The following is an 18,607-nucleotide window of genomic DNA, read 5'->3' as shown; positions in this document are numbered from 1 at the left end:
CCGTCCATACGACCACCCGGGGCGCGGATACCCCGAGGAAGGCCTGCGCTCGCATGCTTCTGCTGCTGTCGACCTCCGACACCGACCTGCTCAGCGCCCGCGCGGCCACGGGCCCCGTGCCGTACCGGCTCGCCAACCCCGCCCGCCTCGACGTCGCCGAACTCCCCGCGCTGCTGGAGGGCACCGACCTCGTGGTCGTACGCCTCCTCGGCGGCATCCGCGCCTGGGAGGAGGGCCTGGAGGTGCTGCTCGCCGAGGACCAGCACCGGCCGGTCGTCGTGCTCACCGGTGAACAGGCCCCCGACGCCCAGCTCATGGAGCAGTCCACGGTCCCGGTCGGTATCGCGGCCGAGGCGCACGCCTATCTCGCGCACGGCGGTCCCGCCAACCTCGACCAGCTCGCCCGCTTCCTCTCCGACACGGTGCTGCTGACCGGCCATGGCTTCGAGCCGCCGGAGCCCGCCCCGTCCTGGGGCCCGCTGGACTGGGAAGGGCGCAACGACAGCGGCCCGCTGATCGCTGTGCTCTACTACCGCGCCCACCACATGAGCGGCAACACCGCTTTCGTCCGGACCCTGTGCGAGCAGATCGAGGCGGCCGGCGGGCGCGCCCGGCCGCTGTTCGTGGCCTCCCTCCGGGCCCCCGAGCCGGAGTTGATCGAGGCGCTGGGGAGCGCCGACGCCCTGGTCACCACGGTTCTCGCGGCGGGCGGCAGCAAGCCCGCCGAGGCCTCCGCGGGCGGCGACGACGAGTCCTGGGACGCGGGTGCGCTGGCCGCCCTGGACGTGCCGATCCTTCAGGCCCTGTGCCTGACCGGGCCGCGCAGCGCCTGGGAGGAGAACGACGAGGGACTGTCGCCGCTGGACGCCGCCTCGCAGATCGCGGTCCCCGAGTTCGACGGCCGGCTGATCACCGTCCCGTTCTCCTTCAAGGAGGTCGACGAGGACGGACTGCCGGTCTACGTCGCCGACCCCGAGCGCGCCGCCCGGGTCGCCGGGATCGCCGTCCGGCACGCCCGGCTGCGCCACATCCCGGCCGCGGAGAAGCGCCTCGCGCTGGTGCTGTCCGCCTACCCGACCAAGCACTCCCGTATCGGCAACGCGGTCGGGCTGGACACCCCGGCCAGCGCCGTGTCCCTGCTGCGCCGCCTCCGGGCGGACGGCTACGACTTCGGCGACGAGACCGCCGAGCCGGTCCCGGGCCTGGAGTCCGGCGACGGTGACGAGCTGATCTACGCCCTCATCGAGGCCGGCGGCCACGACCAGGAGTGGCTCACCGAGGAACAGCTCGCCCGTAACCCGGTCCGCATTCCGGCCGCCGACTACAAGCGCTGGTACGCCACGCTGCCGCAGGAACTCCGGGACTCCGTCGAGCAGCACTGGGGGCCGCCGCCCGGCGAGATGTTCGTCGACCGCAGCCGGAACCCCGACGGCGACATCGTGCTGGCCGCGCTGCGCCGCGGGAATCTCCTGATCCTCATCCAGCCGCCGCGCGGCTTCGGCGAGAACCCGATCGCGATCTACCACGACCCCGATCTGCCGCCCTCGCACCACTACTTGGCGGCGTACCGCTGGATCGCGGCCTCCGCCGACGACGGCGGTTTCGGCGCGGACGCCATGGTCCACCTGGGCAAGCACGGCAACCTGGAGTGGCTGCCCGGCAAGAACGCGGGCCTGTCCGCGGCCTGCGGCCCGGACGCCGCCCTCGGTGATCTGCCGCTCGTCTACCCCTTCCTGGTCAACGACCCCGGTGAGGGCACCCAGGCCAAGCGCCGGGTGCACGCCACCCTCGTCGACCACCTCGTCCCGCCGATGGCCCGCGCCGAGTCCTACGGCGACATCGCGCGCCTGGAGCAGCTCCTCGACGAGTACGCGGCCATCTCCTCGATGGACCCGGCCAAGCTGCCCGCGATCCGCGCCCAGATCTGGACGCTGATCCAGGCCGCCAAGCTCGACCACGACCTGGGGATGGACGAACGCCCCGACGACGACGGCTTCGACGACTTCCTGCTGCACGTCGACGGCTGGCTGTGCGAGGTCAAGGACGCCCAGATCCGCGACGGCCTCCATGTGCTGGGCGGCGCGCCGAGCGGCGAGGCACGGGTCAACCTCGTCCTGTCCATCCTGCGCGCCCGCCAGATCTGGGGCGGTACGTCCGCCCTGCCCGGACTGCGGGAGGCGCTCGGCCTGGACGAGTCCGCGGCCACCCGTACGACCGCCGACGAGGCCGAGGCCACCGCCCGCGGCCTGGTACAGGCGATGGAGGACGCGGACTGGGACCCGGCAGCGGTGGCCAAGACAGCCGAGGGGCACCCGGCCGCGGTCGCCGACATCCTCGACTTCGCCGCCCGTCAGGTCGTCCCGCGCCTCGCCGCCACCACCGACGAGATCGACCACGCCGTACACGCCCTCAACGGCGGCTTCGTCCCGGCCGGCCCCTCCGGCTCCCCGCTCCGTGGCCTGGTCAACGTGCTGCCGACGGGCCGGAACTTCTACTCGGTCGACCCCAAGGCCGTGCCCTCCCGCCTTGCCTGGGAGACGGGCCAGGCGCTCGCCGACTCCCTGCTGACGCGCTACCGCGACGACAACGGTGACTGGCCGCAGTCCGTCGGTCTGTCGCTGTGGGGCACCAGCGCCATGCGGACGTCCGGCGACGACGTGGCGGAGGCGCTGGCGCTGCTGGGTGTCCGCCCCGTATGGGACGACGCCTCGCGCCGGGTGAACGGGCTGGAGCCGATCCCCCTCGCCGAGCTCGGCCGCCCCCGTGTCGATGTCACGCTGCGCATCTCCGGCTTCTTCCGGGACGCCTTCCCGCATGTCATCGGCCTGCTCGACGACGCCGTACGACTCGCCGCCGGACTGGACGAGCCGGCCGCGGAGAACTTCGTCCGCGCTCACACCCAGGCCGACCTTGCCGACCACGGTGACGAGCGCCGCGCCACCACCCGCATCTTCGGCTCCCGCCCGGGGACGTACGGCGCGGGCCTGCTCCAGCTGATCGACTCCCGTGACTGGCGCACCGACGCCGACCTGGCCGAGGTCTACACGGTCTGGGGCGGCTACGCCTACGGCCGCGGGCTGGAGGGCCGGCCGGCCCGCTCGGAGATGGAGACCGCCTACAAGCGCATCGCGGTCGCCGCCAAGAACACCGACACCCGCGAGCACGACATCGCGGACTCCGACGACTACTTCCAGTACCACGGCGGCATGGTCGCCACCGTCAAGGCGCTCAAGGGCAAGGCGCCCGAGGCGTACATCGGTGACTCCACCCGCCCGGAGACGGTCCGCACCCGCACCTTGGTCGAGGAGACCTCCCGGGTCTTCCGCGCCCGGGTGGTCAACCCCCGCTGGATCGAGGCGATGCGCCGCCACGGTTACAAGGGCGCCTTCGAACTCGCCGCCACCGTGGACTACTTGTTCGGTTACGACGCCACCACGGGCGTGGTCGCCGACTGGATGTACGACAAGCTCGCCCAGACCTACGTCCTCGACCCCGAGAACCGGGCCTTCCTGGAAGAGGCCAACCCCTGGGCCCTGCACGGGATCGCCGAACGCCTCCTGGAGGCGGAATCCCGCGGCATGTGGGAGAAGCCGGACGCCGAGACGCTGGCGGCGCTGCGCCAGGCCTTCCTGGAGACCGAAGGGGAGCTGGAGGGCGAGGACTGACCCACCGCTGGGCGGGCCTGCCATGGCCCGCCCCGGCGGGAGGCCGCGGCCGGTCACGACGGGTGGCCGCGGCCGGAGTCCGGCAGCTGACCGGGGCGGTGGCCGGCCGTCGGACCGGAGCACCGGCTCCGTCAGGCGGGCTTCGCGGTGATGTCCCCGTTGCTGGTGGTCAGCTCCAGGCGGTAGCGGGCCGCCGGGTCCTGGGCGATGCCTATGTGCTCCTCCCCGCTGCTGGTCTCGGCGGCGACCCGGTACGGGCCCTTCGGCAGGCGCAGCCTGATGGCGCCGTTGGAGGTCTTCGCGCGGACGTTCTGCGCGGTGGCGGGGGTGAGGTCGATCGCCCCGTTGGACGTCTCGGCTGAGATCTGCGCGCCCGACAGTCCACGTCCGGTGATCTCGCCATTGGTGGTGCGGGCATCGACCGCGCCGCTCACCCCGTCCAACTGGATGTCCCCTGAGCTGGTGCTCAGCTTCACCGGGCCCACCTTGGCCAGATCCACCGCCCCGGACGAGGTCTTCCCGCTCACCGGGATACCGGCCGGCAGCTCGACCGTGTAGTCCACGGTGCAGCTCTGGCCGCAGCCGGAGAGCACCAGCACACCGTCCTTGACGCGGTGGGTGGCGCCCTGCGGACGGTCGCCGTGGTACGAGACCGCGCGGTGGACCGAGACCGTGCCCCCGCCCTTGCCGCCGTGCACCGTGAGGCCGCCCGAGCCACTGTCCAGGCGGACGGCCGTGATCTTCTTCGAGACCTCGGCGTCGTCCCTGAAGGTCTTCCCGGGCAGCACCCCACAGGCGCTGAGGCTGCCTGCCCCGATGGCGGCCACCGCGACGACGCCGATGAAACGGACCCGCATACGCATGAACTCCCCCGGAAAAATGGCTGGTTGGCGAGGTGCGGGCCGGTGCCGCGCAAGCTCCCCCGCTGTGTCGAGGCTATGGCCGCGATCGCGTCCGGACCATGAGGAAAACCCCCGGATCGAGGTGTGGTGAGCCCCAGGTGCGACTCGCGGACGCGGGTGCGACGATTTTTGTGGGGGGCGGTTCCTGTGCTGCTCATGGGGTGGACGAGGAGGCTTCCGGTGACTGCCACGAAGACATGGAACGCCGAGATCAGCATCACCGAGACCGACAGCGAGGTCAGAGCCGAGGCCAGGCTGCGTGGCAAGGAAGGCGGGCAGATGGTCGGCCAGGGAGCGGCTCGCTGCAATCCCGCCGATGAGAACGTCCCGGCCATCGGCGACGAGCTGGCGGTGGCACGGGCGATGTCGGACCTCAGCCATCAGCTGCTCCAGCGGGCCGCGCACGACATCGAAGTGCACACGGCCCGGCCGGTGGAACGGCTGCGCGCCTGAGGCCCCGGCACACCGGGCGCAGGCCGGACAGGTGCGGCCGGCGCCGCGTCGGCATGCCGGGCCGCGCCCTGCGGCGCGGCCGCGCCCGGACCAGCTGTGTCCCGACGAGCGGTGTCCCGAACCGCGGGGGGCCGGACGCGCCCTAGCGGCCGTCCACCGCGAAGTCCGGCCCGATCGTCAGCGTCACCGCGCCCGGAGCCGCGTCGGCCGACTCCTTCGCCTTGATACCGGGGAGGCGACCGGTGACCACCGCGCTCCGGTCCTTGAGGGCGGCCGGGTAGGTGAGCGTGGTCTTGTCCGTCGCCGGGGCGTTGCCGGTGCCGATGACCGTGAAGCCGAACTTGCGCAGCTGCTCGGCAGCGGCCGCCGCCCGGCCGGGAGTGCCGGTGCCGTTGAGCACCCGGACCTGCACGGAACGGGCGGTCACCGGATTCTTTGCGGCCTCGGCGAGCTTCTTCTTCCCGGCGGCGCCGATCTCCCGGTCGTGCGCGAGATCGCTGAACAGCCCGCCGGCCTGCGGGTATTGCCAGACGACATTGGCCTTGTCGGTGGGGACGTCCGCCTCGCGGTAGTAGTTGGGGACGGTCAGGAAGGTGAGGCGGTCGCTGGGGATGTCCTGGACCGTCGAGGCCAGGTCGTACAGGGGCTTGATGCCGTCCAGGTCCTTGTCGGTGGTGATGGACTCGGTGGCCGCCTTGAGGAAGTCGTAGAGCTCGCCGGGGCTGGTGAGCTTGGACTGCGCCTTGGCGCCGAGCGCCTTCATGAATTCCTGCTGGCGGCCGATACGGCCGAGGTCGGAGCCGTCACCGACGCTGTAGCGGGTGCGGACGTAGCCGAGCGCCTTCTCGTCCCGGACGTTCTGGCAGCCCGCCTCCATGTCGAGGTGGGCCTTCTTGTCGTGGATGGCGTGCTCGGGGCAGACCTCGATGCCGCCGAGGGCGTTGACCATCCCCTTGAAGCCCTGGAAGTCGACCGAGGTGAAGTGGTCGATCCGCAGTCCGGTGTTCTTCTCGACGGTCTTGATGGTGCAGGCCGCGGCCTTGCGGATATCGCCGGAGTCACCGCCGATCGAGAACGCCTCGTTGATCTTGAAGTGGTGGGGGGACGACTTCGAGCCGTTGCCGCGCGTGCAGGCGGGGATCTGCACCCATGAGTCCCGGGGGAAGGAGACCGCGGTGGCCCACTTACGGTTGGCGGCGATGTGCAGCACCATCAGCGTGTCCGACTGCATGGTGGTCAGGTCCTTGCCGTACTTGGCGTTGGCGCCCGCGCGGCTGTCGGAGCCGACCACCAGGACGTTCTTGGAGCCGGGGCTGAGGTTGGCCGGCCGGTCGCCGTCCACGTCGATGTCCACGCCGCGGATGTTGCCGTCCAGTTCCTGGTAGACCCACGCCCCGACGCCGGCCGTGGCGAGCACCAGGATGCCGAGCACACCGCCCGTCCAGGCGAGGATGCGGCCCCGCCGGGTGATCCGGAGCGTGCCCGTCCGGCCTGCCTTACGGGAGCCTTCCCCGGCCGGGCGGTCGGAGCGGGAGGGCTTACGGCGCGAGCGGGGCACGGACGCGTGGGAGCCGTCGGGCGCGCGGGAGCCGTCGCCGGTGGGAGAGGACGAGCCGGGTGCGCCGTCGGCGCCCTGTCGGGCCGTCTGCTGGTGCGTCTTCCTGTCATGCACGCCGATGGCCCTTCTGGTCCTTCTGATGCTGGTGATGCGGGCGGTGCGGTACGGAGGTGGGGGTGATCCGGCCCATGGTCCCGGCTCCGGCGGTCGGTGGGACCGGCGGTGTCTGCGGGGCGAGGCGGATCAGATACCGGCGCTGGGCAGCAGCAGGATGGACTCGGGGTCGTAACGCCGCCACTGCGGACACGCGCCGGGCAGGGCGCGCAGCCGGCACCACAGCTCGCCCGCGCCGTCCGTCCACCAGGCGTTGATCCGGCCCAACGTCCATCCGCCGTCCGGGTATTGGACCTCCACCGGCTGATAGACCCATCGCACCTCCGCCTCTGGAGGCGAGCAGTCCCTGGTCAGGAGTCCGCACCTCGTCGCCATCTCCCCCTCCGGCCACGCCTGTTGCGCATGTGTGCGCACTCTACCGGCAAGGTCTACAGCCTTGTAGAAGTTGTCCGATGTGGAGTGCGTCGGGTCCGGTGGGCCGTGTCCGGCCCGGTGAGGTCAGGGATCAGTGTGCCCTCAGAGCGGCGTTGCCGCCTTCAGAACGACGAACAGCGCAACCGCTGCGTTGAGCGCGGAGATTGCGGAGGCGGCCGTGCCCGCCGCGGCGGCCGGCGCCGCCAGTCCCGCCGGGGTCAGCCGCCGGTCGCCGAGGGACGGGGCCCGTGGGGGGCCGGGCCCGTGCCGGGGTCTGCGGACGCGGCCTGGTGGCCGGTGGTCGCCGGGGCGTCGGCCGGGGCGGGGCCGTCGGCCGTGGCGCGGTCGAGGAGCGCGCGCAGCAACTGCTCGTCGTGCGCGGACAGCGCGGAGACAAAGCTGGCCAGTACGGCGTCCCGGTCCGGTTCGCCGTCCAGTACGCGGCGCATCCGCAGCGCCGCGAGACCGGCCTCGTCGGCGGCCGGGATCCAGACGTACGCGCGTCCGGACCGCTCACGGGTGACGGCCTGCTTGGCGTGCAGCCGGGACAGGATCGTCATCACGGTCGTGTACGCGAGGTCGCCGCCGAGCCGTTCCTGTACCCAGGCGGCGGTGGCCGGGCCCGATGCCTCGTGCAGGGCGGCCAGCACCTGGGCCTCCAGCTGGCCCTGGCCGCGCCGGCGGGCGCGCTCCCGTCCGGAGCCTTCGCGTTCCCCCGGACCAGGGGTGTCCCCGCCGTCCGGCGCCTTCCCGAAGGACTGCCCGCCCACTGTCGTCGCCTCCCGTCGCGCCGGGTGTCCCGCCGCCCGGGACGCCCGGCATCTTACTGAGTGGCCGGATCCGGGCGGTGGTTCGTCCGGCCCGGAGCCTGCCGCGCCGATCCCCGGCGCTTTACTTCTACACTCCTGTAGATTTTGAGGCTCATCCGGAATGCAGGCAACACCTGGAGGGAAGCCATGGGAGTCTCGCTGGGCAAGGGCGGCAACGTCTCCTTGTCGAAGGAAGCACCCGGACTGACCGCGGTCACGGTCGGCCTCGGCTGGGACGTCCGCACGACCACGGGCGCGGACTACGACCTGGACGCCAGTGCGCTGCTGTGCACCGAGGCGGGCAAGGTCGCTTCGGACGCGCACTTCGTCTTCTACAACAACCTCACCAGCCCGGACGGCTCGGTGCGGCACACCGGCGACAACCTGACCGGCGAGGGCGAGGGGGACGATGAATCCATCGACGTCACGCTGTCGGGAGTGCCCGCCGAGATCGCGAAGATCGTCTTTCCGGTCTCCATTCACGAGGCGGAGACCCGGGGGCAGAGTTTCGGCCAGGTCCGCAATGCGTTCATCCGCGTGGTCAACCAGGCGGACGGGGTGGAGCTGGCCCGCTACGACCTGAGCGAGGATGCCTCGGCCGAGACGGCGATGGTCTTCGGCGAGCTCTACCGGCACGGCGAGGAGTGGAAGTTCCGCGCGGTGGGCCAGGGCTATGCGTCGGGCCTGGCGGGCATCGCGACGGACTTCGGCGTCAACGTCTGAGGCGGGACCGCGGGCGGGGGTGGGCGGCCGCCGTCGGCGTCGCCCCTCTCGGGTCCTCTGGCCGGGGCGCCCACGCACACGTCCCATGGCGAGCACTGTCTACAGCCTTGTAGAAGATGCCTGGCCACGGCCCCTCGCCAGGGAGTGCCGGGCTATGACCCTCTATAACGGGATTTGCCCGGCTGGTGCGGGGTACCGTGAAGACACCAAGGGACTCGGGGACCACAACACCGGGCGCGTCGCTGCTGCGGCCCGCCCGAGTGAGGTGAGCACCATGCAGACTCTGTGGACCGTGGTCGTGCTGCTGGCGCTGGTGGCGTTGGGAGCGCTGTTCATCGCCCGGGTCAATGCCCAGGGGGCCGGGCGGATGCAGGCCCATCGGTACGCGGACTGGAAGCAGTCCGTACGGCAGCGGATGCACAAGCGGCCGCATGGCGAGGCCGGCTCCGAAGCACCTGCGGCCGGCCCACCGCCGCCCTCGGGCAAGGCGGGAAGCGACCTGTGACGTCCACCGCCCGCTCCGTCCCGTCGGCGCAGGACTACGACGGGACCTCCCCGTTCCCTGACGACGGCACCGAGTCCCCGCCGAGCAGCGGCCGGCGGATGTACGTCACCGTGACCGGCATCATCGTCGTCGCCCCGTTCGTCGGCCTGGCCGTCGGGATCCCCCTCCTCTGGGGCAGCGTCGTCCGACTCACCGACCTCGTCCTCCTGGCCGTCTTCTACGTCGTCAGCGGTCTGGGCGTCACCATCGGCTTCCACCGCGGCCTCACCCACGGCAGCTATACGGCCGCACCCGCGCTGCGCATCGCGCTCGCCCTCGCCGGCTCGCTCAGCTTCCAGGGCGATGTCATCGACTGGGTCGCCACCCACCGCCGCCATCACGCCTACACCGACCGCCCCGGCGATCCGCACTCCCCCTACCGCTACGGCACCAGCCTGCGCGGTCAGCTGCGCGGACTGGTCCACTCGCACATCGGCTGGCTGTTCGGCGACGACCCCACCTCGCACCGCCGCTTCGCGCCCGATCTGCTCGCCGACCGCGGCATCCGCGCGGTGGACCGGGCGTTCCCCGTGCTGTGTCTGCTCACGCTCGGCCTGCCGTTCGCGCTGGGCTGGGCGCTCGGCGGCTCGTGGGTCACCGCGCTGACCGCCCTGCTGTGGGCCGGGTTCATCCGGATCGCGCTGCTGCACCATGTCACCTGGAGCGTCAATTCGCTCTGCCATGTCATCGGCGAGCGGCCCTTCCGCACCCGGCGCCATGACCGGGCGACCAATCTGTGGCCGCTTGCCCTGCTGTCGTTCGGCGAGAGCTGGCACAACCTGCACCACGCCGACCCGACCTGCGCCCGGCACGGCGTCGACCGCGGCCAGGTCGATGTATCCGCCGCCGTCATCCGGTTCTTCGAGCGTCTCGGCTGGGTCTGGGACGTGCGCTGGCCCGATCCTGAACGGGTGGCGGCCCGCCGCCTCAGGAGCACCGCATGACCACCCCCGGGGACCCTCCCCACCCCGCTCAGACCGAGCATCACGCGCCACCGCCCGTCGCCCGCCTGACCATCGCCCCCCACACCGATACGGCCCGGCGCCTGGACGGTCTCTGGTGGCCGCACTCGACGGATCTGCTGGCCGAACTCCCGGAGCTGCTGGCCGCGTTGCCGTTCGACTGGCCCCGGATCACCCATGCCACGGTGAACGGCACCGGCTGGCCCGCGCTCCCCTCCCACACCCTCGTCGCCGGCCATGTCGTCCGCCTCCGCAGAACCACCGGCCGCCAAGGCCCGGACACCATCTGCCTGGTCTCCTCCGGCCACGGCCGCTGGGACCTGCTGATCATCCCGCCCACCACCCCTGAGCCCGAGGCCGTCCGCATGATGGCGGAGATGGCCCGCACGGGGGAGCCGACACCGGCCTGAGGGGGAAGGCGCGGCAAGCGGGGCACGGCCCCAGGGCCGTCAACTCGCCCTCCTCTGCGGCCGTTTCACGTGAAACCGCGATACCGGCCTGGGGTGATGTGAGGCGGGTCCGAGGCGCCCCCAGGTGCTACGGGGCGGCGCGGGGAGGTGGCGAGCGAGAGCGCCGTACGGCCCTCGGCGGCCGGCCCCTGACGCCCTCAGCCCCGGGCCCGGCTACTGCGTACGGGTGGTGTTCATCAGAAGAACGCCGCTCCGGGGGCGTCGGTACGTGAATCCGCCCATTACGTACTCATCATAAGAAAACGCAACAGAAGCGACGCCATCCAAGTGGTGCACCGGTAGCGGCGCAACTGAAGCGAAGCAACAGAGGAAGCACAACGCAGTAGACGCAACGGATCTCTCGGGGAGATCCCGACCGAAAGCGAGGGGCCATGGCTGCGACCAAGGTCATGAAGTTCTGGGCGGTATGCCTTGCCGTGCTCGGCAAGCTGCTGGCATCACTGGGAGTCTCCGCGGCGGCGTCGGCCGCGCGCCGGGACGCCGCACTGTACGAGCGGACCCTGGGCAAGGGGAACGCGGGCGCCGAGACCCCGGGCGGTGATGCCTCGGAGGCGGAGCGCGCCGCAGTACCGGAGCATCATCCGGAACGGCGGACTCATGCCGTGCCCGCCCCGCGCACCGTACCGCTGTACGGCCAAGCCACCGCAGCACGAAGAGGGTTCGCCCGTCCGGAGCTGCCGCCGACGATCAAGCAGCGCATCAGGGCCGAAGCGCATGGCACCTCGCCGGGGATGCGCAGCCGTCTCGCCTCCGGTACCGAGTCGCTGACCGACGCCGATCACACCGACCCGGCCGGGACCGCGCCGGACGCCGACCGTGCCGACGCGCACGCGCACTCCGCGGTCATTCCGGCGGCCCGCAACCGTGCGCACACCGCCCGCTTCGTCTGAGCCGTACGGCGCACGCACGGCGTGATGCACGCGGCTGCGTACGCACACCACGCGGCAGTCCGGAGACATCAGCCATCACAGCAGCACGCAGCGGTGAGCCCCAGAAACTGACGCTGAAGCAGAGACGGACACCAGCGGCAGAGTTGGGCGCAGCAGCCGAGGCGGACATAGCGACAGAGTTGGACGCACACGCAGAGACAGCCACAGAGACAGCCACAGAGACAGTCACAGAGATAGCCACAGAGGCAGCCACAGAGGCAGACGCAGGCTCGTACGCAGACCTGGATGCAGGTCTGGACGAGCACGTAGAAGCCAGCGTGTTCCACGTGAAACCTACGCAGAGGTGAACGACCCGAAGGCGCCGGGACGGACGAAGACCCGCAACAACGGGCGACCCGGCCGGCGACAGCCGTAGCCAGAGCAGCAGTGACCACCTGAGAGACTGCGCGACCACAGACCTGAACCACCGGTCACACCCCCGGAGTTCTCCCGTTCCGCCCCTGACAGGGGGCCGGTGCCCGGACCTCCACCCAGCTCCCGCCCGAGCTCCGCACACGCATGCGTGTCGGGCTTTCGTCGGCGGTGAGCGGGAATTGCCGCCATTGCGCACCTCCGCTGCGCACCTCCGTCGCGCACCCCCGCGAGCCCGTGATGTGTTTCCGGGCGGCGGTGCGACGCCGATGAGTGCCCCTGAGGGCCCCGGCGACCGTGCGTCCACGTGCCCCGGCTGACCCGGCTTTTCGCTGCGCTGCGCCGGCCCCTCGCGGGCGGTGTCCGCATTGCGCGCATCCCCGCTGAATGATCTCCGGATGACTGGTGAAGACCGGTGGAGGAATCCCCATATTGGTCGACTTCCTCTTGACTGCTTGGTAAAGTCCGAGCACTCATTGTGACTCGGCGATTTGAAGCAGCCGCCCGGGGTCATCCACCGTTCGAAAACCGGAGGGTTTGTGGAATGCCTGAGCTGGCGGACACGGGGAGGCGAATCAAAGAGTTGCGGGTCAGTGCCGGAATGACACAGCACGATCTGGCCGGGCCCGAAATGTCATCCAGTTATATCTCGCTGGTCGAACACGGGAAGCGTATTCCCAGTGGCCGGGCGCTCAAGATTCTGGCCGAACGCCTCGGGGTCGGAGTGGCGGAAATATCCGGAGACCCCGCGCCCGCCGAAAACACCGGTGTCCGCCGGCTCGACCTCGTCGGACGACTGGTGGCGGCCCGCCGGCAATGGGACGGCGGCGACGTCGAAGGGGCCCTGTCGGAATTCCGTGCACTCGCCGACATGGAGCCGGCCCATCGGCAGGACGATGTCTTCACCGAGGCCCAGCTCGCCATCGCGGAAATCCTCGGCACGCTCGGCCGCCCTGACGAGGGCGCCGAGGTCCTGGAGCGGATGCTGACGGAGCTCGCCCCCGAGCCGTACGCCGAGCCCCGGCTGCGCACCCTGATCGCGCTCGCCGACCTGCTGGAGTCGGCCGGCCGGGTCCAGGACGGGCTGCGCCACGCGCTGACCGGCCACCTCGAATGCACCGCCCGGCGCCCCGGCACCGGTTTTCACTCGCTGCTCGCTCTCGATGTGCTCACCCGCTGCGCCTATTGGAGCGGCTGCCCGGACTGGGCGCCCGATACCGACCACGGCCGGCCCTCGGCGGACGGGGTGCTCCCCGGGCCGCGTGCCTCGGTCGATCTGCACCGGGCGCTCGACCTGCGCGACCGGGGCGAGCCGGAGCGCGCCACCGCGCTGCTGGGCGAGTGTGCGCGCCGGGTCACCCCCGCCGCCGGATTCCCGCTGTGGGAGAAGATCAACGGCCATTACGCCCTGCTGTTGCTGCACCGCGGCGAAACGGCGGCGGCCCGCAGCCTCATCGAACGCGGTCTGGTGGTCGCCTCGGTGGCCCAGGAGCCGGGCTTTCCGCTGTGGCTGACGACGGCGGAGGCCGCCGGGGCGGAGGCGGCCGGTGACCCCGCCCGGCTCTTCGCCCTCGGCGAGGAGCTGGCTGCGCTCCCCGACACCGGCCGCAGCCATGAGAAGGCCGCCGCACTCGGCGAGATCGCGGCGGCGTGTGTGCGGGCGGGCGACCGGGAAAGGGCCGCCGGATATTTCCGGGCTTCCGCCGAGCTCTTCCGGCGGGCCCAGGCATACCGCCACGCCGAGCGGGCCCGGGAACGGCTGACGGAGCTCATCGACATGCGGGACTGACGGCCGCCGGGGCAAGCGCCGCGGCGGCGCATATTCCGTTGTTCCGCGTAATGCGTGCTATTTCTTCGTCTTCTTGCCGAGTCCCAGTAAGGCGAAAAGGGCCTCTGCGGCGCCGATGATTGCCAAAATCAGCCCGGCCTTGTGGAGTGAGATCACCGAGTTCTCCACTTCCTCTGTGCTCAGCCAGAGGGCCAGACCTACGATCGCCACAACAATGCCTATGGCAATACCCTTCATGGGTTTTCCTCGTCCCGTGTGATGGTGTCGGACTCCGTGGGCGTATTCCGTGTCGGACTCCGCATCGGACTCCTTGTACGGACCAGGTTCCCGTCCCGCCGACGCATTTGGATCATCCGCAGGTAGGCATTTTCCGCCCGTCGACTGTCACTTTCTATGTACTACCGCTCCGGTCAGGGGCGGATAAGCGTTGTCCCGTAACCGCTCTTCGAGTCGGTGCGACCAAGGTTGGCTGGGGCCTGGTGCACTTGTGAGACTGAAGCGCCGCGTCGGCTACACCACCCTCAGAGTGCCCCAAGACGGCGGGGCCCCAGAGGAACACCGAGCACTCTCGTCCATCGGCGGCCCGTGCGGGTCTGGCTCAACCCAGAGCACGGACGAGACCTGCTCCGGCTCGGCTACGAGCTGTGCTGGGCCACCACATGGATGGCGGATGCCAATCGATGGATTGCCCCGGTGCTCGGTCTTCCCGAACTTTCCTTCGTCGACTTCGGTGACGCCTTGCTTCAAGACCGCCCCGACGCGCCTGCGCGAGGATGACTTCCGGCTCTTGCCGGCTGCGCCCGTTCTTTGGTTACTTCAGGAGCCACCGGCTGAGCCTTTCCTCAGCCCATCGATGAGCTCTGCCGGCGGACTCCGTGATGATTGCGGGACAACTCTTAGACACCGTCGATGTCGCACAAATCGCAAACCACATAGACGCATACATGCCGAGCGGATAGAGTGATCACACTCTTGTGCTTCAGGGGTATGACCGCAAGTACCGCACAACAGGGGGATATTTACATGAAGAACTCCAGGCGTAGTGCCACCCTTGGCGCAGCCATCTCGGCCGTCGCCCTCACCGGTCTCGCCATGGCGCCCGCCGCTCACGCTGAAAACATCAAGTGCGATATTAGCCATATGAAGAGCGGCTACTACTCGGTCTGCAGCCGCCACTTCGGCGATAATCACACAGGCCGGGTGGAGGTCGATATGACGGACAACTCCGAGTGGCGGGCCATGGCATATTTCAACTACAAGACCGGGACGCTCGAACTCTTCAACTACACGGATCGCAAGATTCGCTACATGCTGCAGTGGAAGGACAGCTCCGGGAAAGCCCACACCTCAGTGGATCAGGTGCTCACCCCTGGTAACACCGAGGACTGGCACATGTCGTTCCGCAAGGGTACTCGAATCGGGGTCGCCGTCGGCAGTACCAGTGTGGGTAAGGCAGCCATGGGCAGCTTCCGTGCCGGCTGAAGCAACTTAGCGAGACAGGTAGACGCTCCGTCAGTCCCTGGACTGACGGAGCGTCGTCACGTGACCGGGAATACAAGCAACCGGCCTTTCCTGCCTATCCCAGATGAATGCGAAATGCGCCGGCGCGTTCACGCTTTTTGTGGCGCCAGCCACAAGGGGTCGGGCCAGATTTTCCTGGGCGTGGCCTGGTTTGCTCGGTCACTGGACACCCCACAAGCCACCGGATGAGCACGTCACCACTCCATCAGACAGTTCTGCACCCGGCTCCGCGATCATTGCGGGTCAAGCCTTAGGGGGCGGATAGGGGAGGCCCGGGGAAAATCAGGGGCCGGGCGGGGCCGCTCCTTTGAGAGCGCTCCCTTTTACCCCCGCCCGGCTATCCCGTGCTGCTGCGCCAGAATCGCCGCCTGCACCCGGCTGCGCAGCTTCAGCTTCGACAGGATGCGGCTGGTGTGGGTCTTGACGGTGCCCTCCGCGAGGTCGAGGGTCTCCGCGATGGCGCTGTTGGCCAGCCCGCGTCCGATACAGGCCAGCACCTCCAACTCCCGCTTGGTGAGGGTGTCGAGGGCCTGCGCCGTTTCGGCCGGAAGGGTGGGGTCCGCGGCCGGCCGGCCGGCGAACTCGCTGATCAGCCGTCGGGCGATGGCCGGAGTGAGGAAGCCCTCCCCGTGTGCCACCGCCCGTACCGCGCCGACCAGTACGGCCGGTTCCGCGTTCTTCAGGAGGAAGCCGCCGGCCCCGGCCCGCAGCGCCCCGAAGAGGTACTCGTTGAGGTCGAAGGTGGTCAGCACCAGCACCTCGGCGAGGCCGCGCTCCACGATGCCGCGGGTGGCGGCGACCCCGTTGAGCTGCGGCATCTGGATGTCCATCAGCACGACATCGGGCCGCAGTTCCTCGGCCAGCCGGACCGCGGTCGCACCGTCGCCGGCCTCCCCGACCACGGTGATGCCCGGGTCGGTCTGGAGCAGCAGGACCAGCCCGGACCGTACGGCCGCCTGGTCATCGGCCACCACCACCCGGATGCCCGGGGGCCGGCCCGCCGGATCTTCCGCCGGTGCCGTCGCCGGTCCGCCGCTCGGCTCGTCCGCCGCTGACTCCCTCACTGGCTGTGCCATCTTTCTCGTCTCCTAAGGGTTTTGGGCCAGCGGGAGCACCGCCCGCACCCGCCACCTGCCGGGGGCGGTGCGGTCGGGTCCCGCGTCGAAGCTGCCGCCGACCAGGGCGGCCCGCTCGGACATCCCGGCGAGCCCGGCGCCCGCACCGGTCATCAGCTGCTCCACCGGGCGCTGCCGGGACCGGCCGTCGGGGCGGGCCAGCGGGCTGTCGACCGAGATGGTCAGCTGCTCGCCGCCGGCCTCGCAGCAGATCCGCACCCGCCCCGCCGATGCGTGCTTGAGGACATTGGTCAGCGCCTCCTGCACGATCCGATACGCCGTCACCTCGATCACCGACGACACCTCGGGGAAGGTCTCGGGGAGGTCGGTGTGCAGGGTCAGGGCCGCCGCGTCGGCGGCCGGCCGGGCCTGTTCGACCAGCGCCCCCAGCGCGTTCAACTGCGGCCGGTCCCAGTCGTCGGCCACCCCCCGGTCGGACCGCAGCAGCACCACCATCCGCCGCATTTCGGCCAGTCCCTGCACACTGTTCTCCCGGATCACCGAGAGCGCCTGGAGCACCGGATCCTCCTCCGCCGTACCGTCCTTCTCCCGCTGTGCCTCGGTCAGGGAGAGCACGGCGCTGGAGTGGATGGCGATGGCGCTGAGGTGGTTGGCCACCAGGTCGTGCAGCTCACGGGCCATCCGGGTGCGCTCGGTCTGGAGCACGGTCTTGCGGTCCAGCTCCGCCAGCCGGTCGATCTGGGCGGCCCGCTGCCGCTCGGCATCCGCCCGCTCCTTGTGGTTCCGGATCAGCACCGCGGTCCATACGGGCGAGATGAGCACCAGGGCGATGAGGACGCCGGTCGTCACACCCTCGGAGCGGTCGCCCAGGAGGACCAGGGCGACGGTGGCCGCCAGAGTGGCCGCGATGGTCCCGAACTGAAGGACCCGGCACAGCCACGGGGCTCCGTACAGGGCGGCCGCATAGAGCAGATCCGTATAGACGAGGAGGGGGCCCAGGCCACCGCCGGCGGCCATCTGCACGCCGACGGTGAGCGTGCCGACGGCGACCGCGGCCAGCGGCACGGTGCTGCGGAAGGCCGTCGCGGTGCACAGCACGAGCACCGGCAGCACGGCCTGCCAGACGGGGAGATCGCCCCCCGTGACCCGTGGCCCGCCCAGGACATACAGGATCAGGCAGCCGGCGAAGAAGCCCACTGCCAGGCGCAGGTCACGGAGCGGCAGGGGGCGGCCGCGCGCGTGCGTATTGGTGAAGGGACGTAACCACACACCAGGACAGTACGACGGCGCATGACTCGTTCTCCTGGCCCTCGCGCCGGAATTCGGGCCGGTCCGCCCTACATCGAAGTATGTAGCCCGACATCAGCAGGAGGGATGACCCGAACGCTCCGGGGGGCTGGAAACCTGGGGCTGTCCCGTCCGGTCGATGGAGGCGGAAGAGGGGGGAGGGGCCATCGATATGGCGGGAAGTCACTGACCCGGTAAGGCCTCGGCACCGCTCAACTGCGGAGGACGGAAAGTACGTGGAAACGAACGCCGCTCTTCTCGAACTCTGTCCCCAATCCCCTGACCAGGACGTGGTCGCCCCCCGGCCGCGCCCCGGCCGGGCCCGCCCGGCCCTGCTCGCTCCCGGTCACCCGGACCCCGTCGCCACCCCCGTCCCGGTCTTCGTCGTCCCCGTAGGGCCCGCCGCCGCTCCCCACGGCCCGGGCACGGGGCTCTCCCCCGACGACTGTGCGGGCCTCAACGGCCATTCCCGGGCCACCCTCGGCGGCGCGGCCGGCCGCCGGCTGCGGGACCGGCTCCCCGAGCAGGTGAGCGCCGCGATGGCCGCCGCCGGCCACTGGGAGCTGTACGGAACCCGCGGTCTGCTGGTCGTGGCCTGCGGGGACGACGCCCGACGGATGGGGTTCTCGGTGGAATCGGTCCGCCCCGAGACCTCGCCCCCGTACACCCCGTACGAGGTGCTGACCGCCCATGAGGCGGGCCTGGTGGCCGGCTGCCCCGCCGCCGGGCGCGACCGCCTCGTCACCCGTTACTGGGTCCGTAAGGACGCCGCCCTCCAGGCGGTCGGCCGTGGGCTGTCCCTCGCGCCCGAGCGCATCGAGGCGGGCTTCCCCGGCGACCACGGAACGGTCCGCGTCCCCGGATTCCACGGCGGTGAAGTCCTGGTAGCGGTACGGAACTTCGCCTTTTCCCCCGCCTACGAATGTGCCGTGGCCGTCCCGGAATCCCTCGCGCTCGCCCCGGCCTTCTGCTATTCGGCCGGGTAATTGGCCGGATTCCGCAGGCATCCCGCGGCCACC

The 18,607-nt window shown here is 70.7% G+C and carries 17 protein-coding genes and 1 pseudogene; 11 read left to right on the top strand and 7 right to left on the bottom strand.

The features are described 5' to 3' along the window. The first annotated feature begins 53 nt into the window (after nucleotides 1–53). On the top strand, nucleotides 54–3,665 hold the full coding sequence (gene cobN, locus CP981_RS19070) for a cobaltochelatase subunit CobN (RefSeq protein ID WP_085925491.1): 3,612 nt from the start codon (nucleotides 54–56) through the stop codon (nucleotides 3,663–3,665). 131 nt (nucleotides 3,666–3,796) lie between these two features. Here cobN and CP981_RS19065 read toward each other — a convergent pair whose 3' ends face one another. Next, the gene (locus CP981_RS19065; RefSeq protein WP_244329703.1) at nucleotides 3,797–4,522 is read right to left on the bottom strand and encodes a DUF4097 family beta strand repeat-containing protein; all 726 of its coding nucleotides are present in this window, start codon (nucleotides 4,520–4,522) and stop codon (nucleotides 3,797–3,799) included. A gap of 225 nt (nucleotides 4,523–4,747) precedes the next feature. Here CP981_RS19065 and CP981_RS19060 point away from each other — a divergent pair, with 225 nt between their 5' ends. Further along, nucleotides 4,748–5,020 (top strand): DUF1876 domain-containing protein, encoded by a 273-nt coding sequence (locus CP981_RS19060; RefSeq protein ID WP_018092780.1) that lies wholly within the window; start codon nucleotides 4,748–4,750, stop codon nucleotides 5,018–5,020. Nucleotides 5,021–5,162: 142 nt separating this feature from the next. On the opposite strand, the gene CP981_RS19055 is transcribed toward CP981_RS19060, so the two are convergent. The 3 genes from CP981_RS19055 to CP981_RS38675 all read right to left on the bottom strand — a co-directional run bounded on the left by CP981_RS19055 (nucleotide 5,163) and on the right by CP981_RS38675 (nucleotide 7,876). Continuing rightward, nucleotides 5,163–6,491, bottom strand: a complete 1,329-nt coding sequence (locus CP981_RS19055) for an LCP family protein (protein WP_085925577.1) — start codon at nucleotides 6,489–6,491, stop codon at nucleotides 5,163–5,165. 330 nt (nucleotides 6,492–6,821) lie between these two features. Continuing rightward, nucleotides 6,822–7,013, bottom strand: coding sequence for a hypothetical protein (locus CP981_RS19050; protein WP_085925493.1), 192 nt, complete (start codon nucleotides 7,011–7,013; stop codon nucleotides 6,822–6,824). 311 nt (nucleotides 7,014–7,324) lie between these two features. Continuing rightward, nucleotides 7,325–7,876: a BlaI/MecI/CopY family transcriptional regulator gene (locus CP981_RS38675; protein ID WP_244329702.1), complete on the bottom strand. Its 552-nt coding sequence runs from the start codon at nucleotides 7,874–7,876 to the stop codon at nucleotides 7,325–7,327. Between the two features lie 186 nt (nucleotides 7,877–8,062). On the opposite strand from CP981_RS38675, the gene CP981_RS19035 reads away from it, so the two are divergent. From CP981_RS19035 to CP981_RS19010, 6 genes are all read left to right on the top strand, one after another. Then, nucleotides 8,063–8,638, top strand: a complete 576-nt coding sequence (locus CP981_RS19035) for a TerD family protein (protein WP_085925494.1) — start codon at nucleotides 8,063–8,065, stop codon at nucleotides 8,636–8,638. A 274-nt stretch (nucleotides 8,639–8,912) separates the two neighbouring features. Beyond that, complete coding sequence (locus tag CP981_RS19030) at nucleotides 8,913–9,143, top strand: hypothetical protein (protein WP_229894085.1); 231 nt, start codon at nucleotides 8,913–8,915, stop codon at nucleotides 9,141–9,143. Further along, nucleotides 9,140–10,126, top strand: coding sequence for an acyl-CoA desaturase (locus tag CP981_RS19025; RefSeq protein WP_085925496.1), 987 nt, complete (start codon nucleotides 9,140–9,142; stop codon nucleotides 10,124–10,126). Before CP981_RS19030 ends, CP981_RS19025 begins: the two co-directional genes overlap by 4 nt. After that, the gene (locus tag CP981_RS19020; RefSeq protein WP_085925497.1) at nucleotides 10,123–10,554 is read left to right on the top strand and encodes a DUF5994 family protein; all 432 of its coding nucleotides are present in this window, start codon (nucleotides 10,123–10,125) and stop codon (nucleotides 10,552–10,554) included. Before CP981_RS19025 ends, CP981_RS19020 begins: the two co-directional genes overlap by 4 nt. Before the next feature lie 431 nt (nucleotides 10,555–10,985). Beyond that, nucleotides 10,986–11,504, top strand: a complete 519-nt coding sequence (locus CP981_RS19015; protein ID WP_085925498.1) for a DUF6344 domain-containing protein — start codon at nucleotides 10,986–10,988, stop codon at nucleotides 11,502–11,504. Nucleotides 11,505–12,459: 955 nt separating this feature from the next. Beyond that, complete coding sequence (locus CP981_RS19010; protein WP_085925499.1) at nucleotides 12,460–13,704, top strand: helix-turn-helix domain-containing protein; 1,245 nt, start codon at nucleotides 12,460–12,462, stop codon at nucleotides 13,702–13,704. 57 nt (nucleotides 13,705–13,761) lie between these two features. On the opposite strand, the gene CP981_RS19005 is transcribed toward CP981_RS19010, so the two are convergent. After that, entirely contained in the window at nucleotides 13,762–13,941 is a 180-nt protein-coding gene (locus CP981_RS19005) for a DUF5708 family protein (RefSeq protein ID WP_085925500.1), read from the bottom strand. 190 nt (nucleotides 13,942–14,131) lie between these two features. On the opposite strand from CP981_RS19005, the pseudogene CP981_RS38670 reads away from it, so the two are divergent. Together CP981_RS38670 and CP981_RS18995 are read left to right on the top strand one after the other, a co-directional pair. Next, nucleotides 14,132–14,463: pseudogene (locus tag CP981_RS38670) on the top strand (hypothetical protein); the annotation flags it as partial. Nucleotides 14,464–14,691: 228 nt separating this feature from the next. Next, complete coding sequence (locus CP981_RS18995; protein ID WP_143658900.1) at nucleotides 14,692–15,186, top strand: hypothetical protein; 495 nt, start codon at nucleotides 14,692–14,694, stop codon at nucleotides 15,184–15,186. Nucleotides 15,187–15,548: 362 nt separating this feature from the next. Here the strand turns inward: CP981_RS18995 and CP981_RS18990 are convergent, their stop codons facing one another. Beyond that, nucleotides 15,549–16,301 (bottom strand): response regulator, encoded by a 753-nt coding sequence (locus tag CP981_RS18990; RefSeq protein ID WP_085925502.1) that lies wholly within the window; start codon nucleotides 16,299–16,301, stop codon nucleotides 15,549–15,551. Between the two features lie 12 nt (nucleotides 16,302–16,313). Then, nucleotides 16,314–17,570 carry a sensor histidine kinase gene (locus tag CP981_RS18985; protein WP_208852951.1) on the bottom strand — a complete coding sequence of 419 codons (1,257 nt, stop codon included), beginning with the start codon at nucleotides 17,568–17,570 and terminating at the stop codon, nucleotides 16,314–16,316. Between the two features lie 254 nt (nucleotides 17,571–17,824). Here CP981_RS18985 and CP981_RS18980 point away from each other — a divergent pair, with 254 nt between their 5' ends. Continuing rightward, a complete protein-coding gene (locus CP981_RS18980) occupies nucleotides 17,825–18,574 on the top strand; it encodes a 4'-phosphopantetheinyl transferase family protein (protein WP_143658902.1) in 750 nt (249 codons plus the stop codon). Nucleotides 18,575–18,607 lie beyond the last annotated feature (33 nt).

Source organism: Streptomyces platensis (assembly GCF_008704855.1).
Lineage (GTDB): Bacteria > Actinomycetota > Actinomycetes > Streptomycetales > Streptomycetaceae > Streptomyces > Streptomyces platensis.
The sequence above is the reverse complement of the archived record's forward strand: the minus strand, read 5'-3'. Positions and strand labels throughout refer to the sequence as shown.

Excerpts from the sequence above, each read along its gene's own strand:
- CP981_RS19015 (WP_085925498.1), top strand. The coding sequence starts at position 10,986 with ATGGCTGCGACCAAGGTCATGAAGTTCTGGGCGGTATGCCTTGCCGTG.
- CP981_RS19030 (WP_229894085.1), top strand. The coding sequence starts at position 8,913 with ATGCAGACTCTGTGGACCGTGGTCGTGCTGCTGGCGCTGGTGGCGTTG.
- CP981_RS18995 (WP_143658900.1), top strand. The coding sequence starts at position 14,692 with ATGACCGCAAGTACCGCACAACAGGGGGATATTTACATGAAGAACTCC.
- CP981_RS19005 (WP_085925500.1), bottom strand. The coding sequence starts at position 13,941 with ATGAAGGGTATTGCCATAGGCATTGTTGTGGCGATCGTAGGTCTGGCC.
- CP981_RS19010 (WP_085925499.1), top strand. The coding sequence starts at position 12,460 with ATGCCTGAGCTGGCGGACACGGGGAGGCGAATCAAAGAGTTGCGGGTC.
- CP981_RS19065 (WP_244329703.1), bottom strand. The coding sequence starts at position 4,522 with ATGCGGGTCCGTTTCATCGGCGTCGTCGCGGTGGCCGCCATCGGGGCA.
- CP981_RS19020 (WP_085925497.1), top strand. The coding sequence starts at position 10,123 with ATGACCACCCCCGGGGACCCTCCCCACCCCGCTCAGACCGAGCATCAC.
- cobN (WP_085925491.1), top strand. The coding sequence starts at position 54 with ATGCTTCTGCTGCTGTCGACCTCCGACACCGACCTGCTCAGCGCCCGC.
- CP981_RS19035 (WP_085925494.1), top strand. The coding sequence starts at position 8,063 with ATGGGAGTCTCGCTGGGCAAGGGCGGCAACGTCTCCTTGTCGAAGGAA.
- CP981_RS18990 (WP_085925502.1), bottom strand. The coding sequence starts at position 16,301 with ATGGCACAGCCAGTGAGGGAGTCAGCGGCGGACGAGCCGAGCGGCGGA.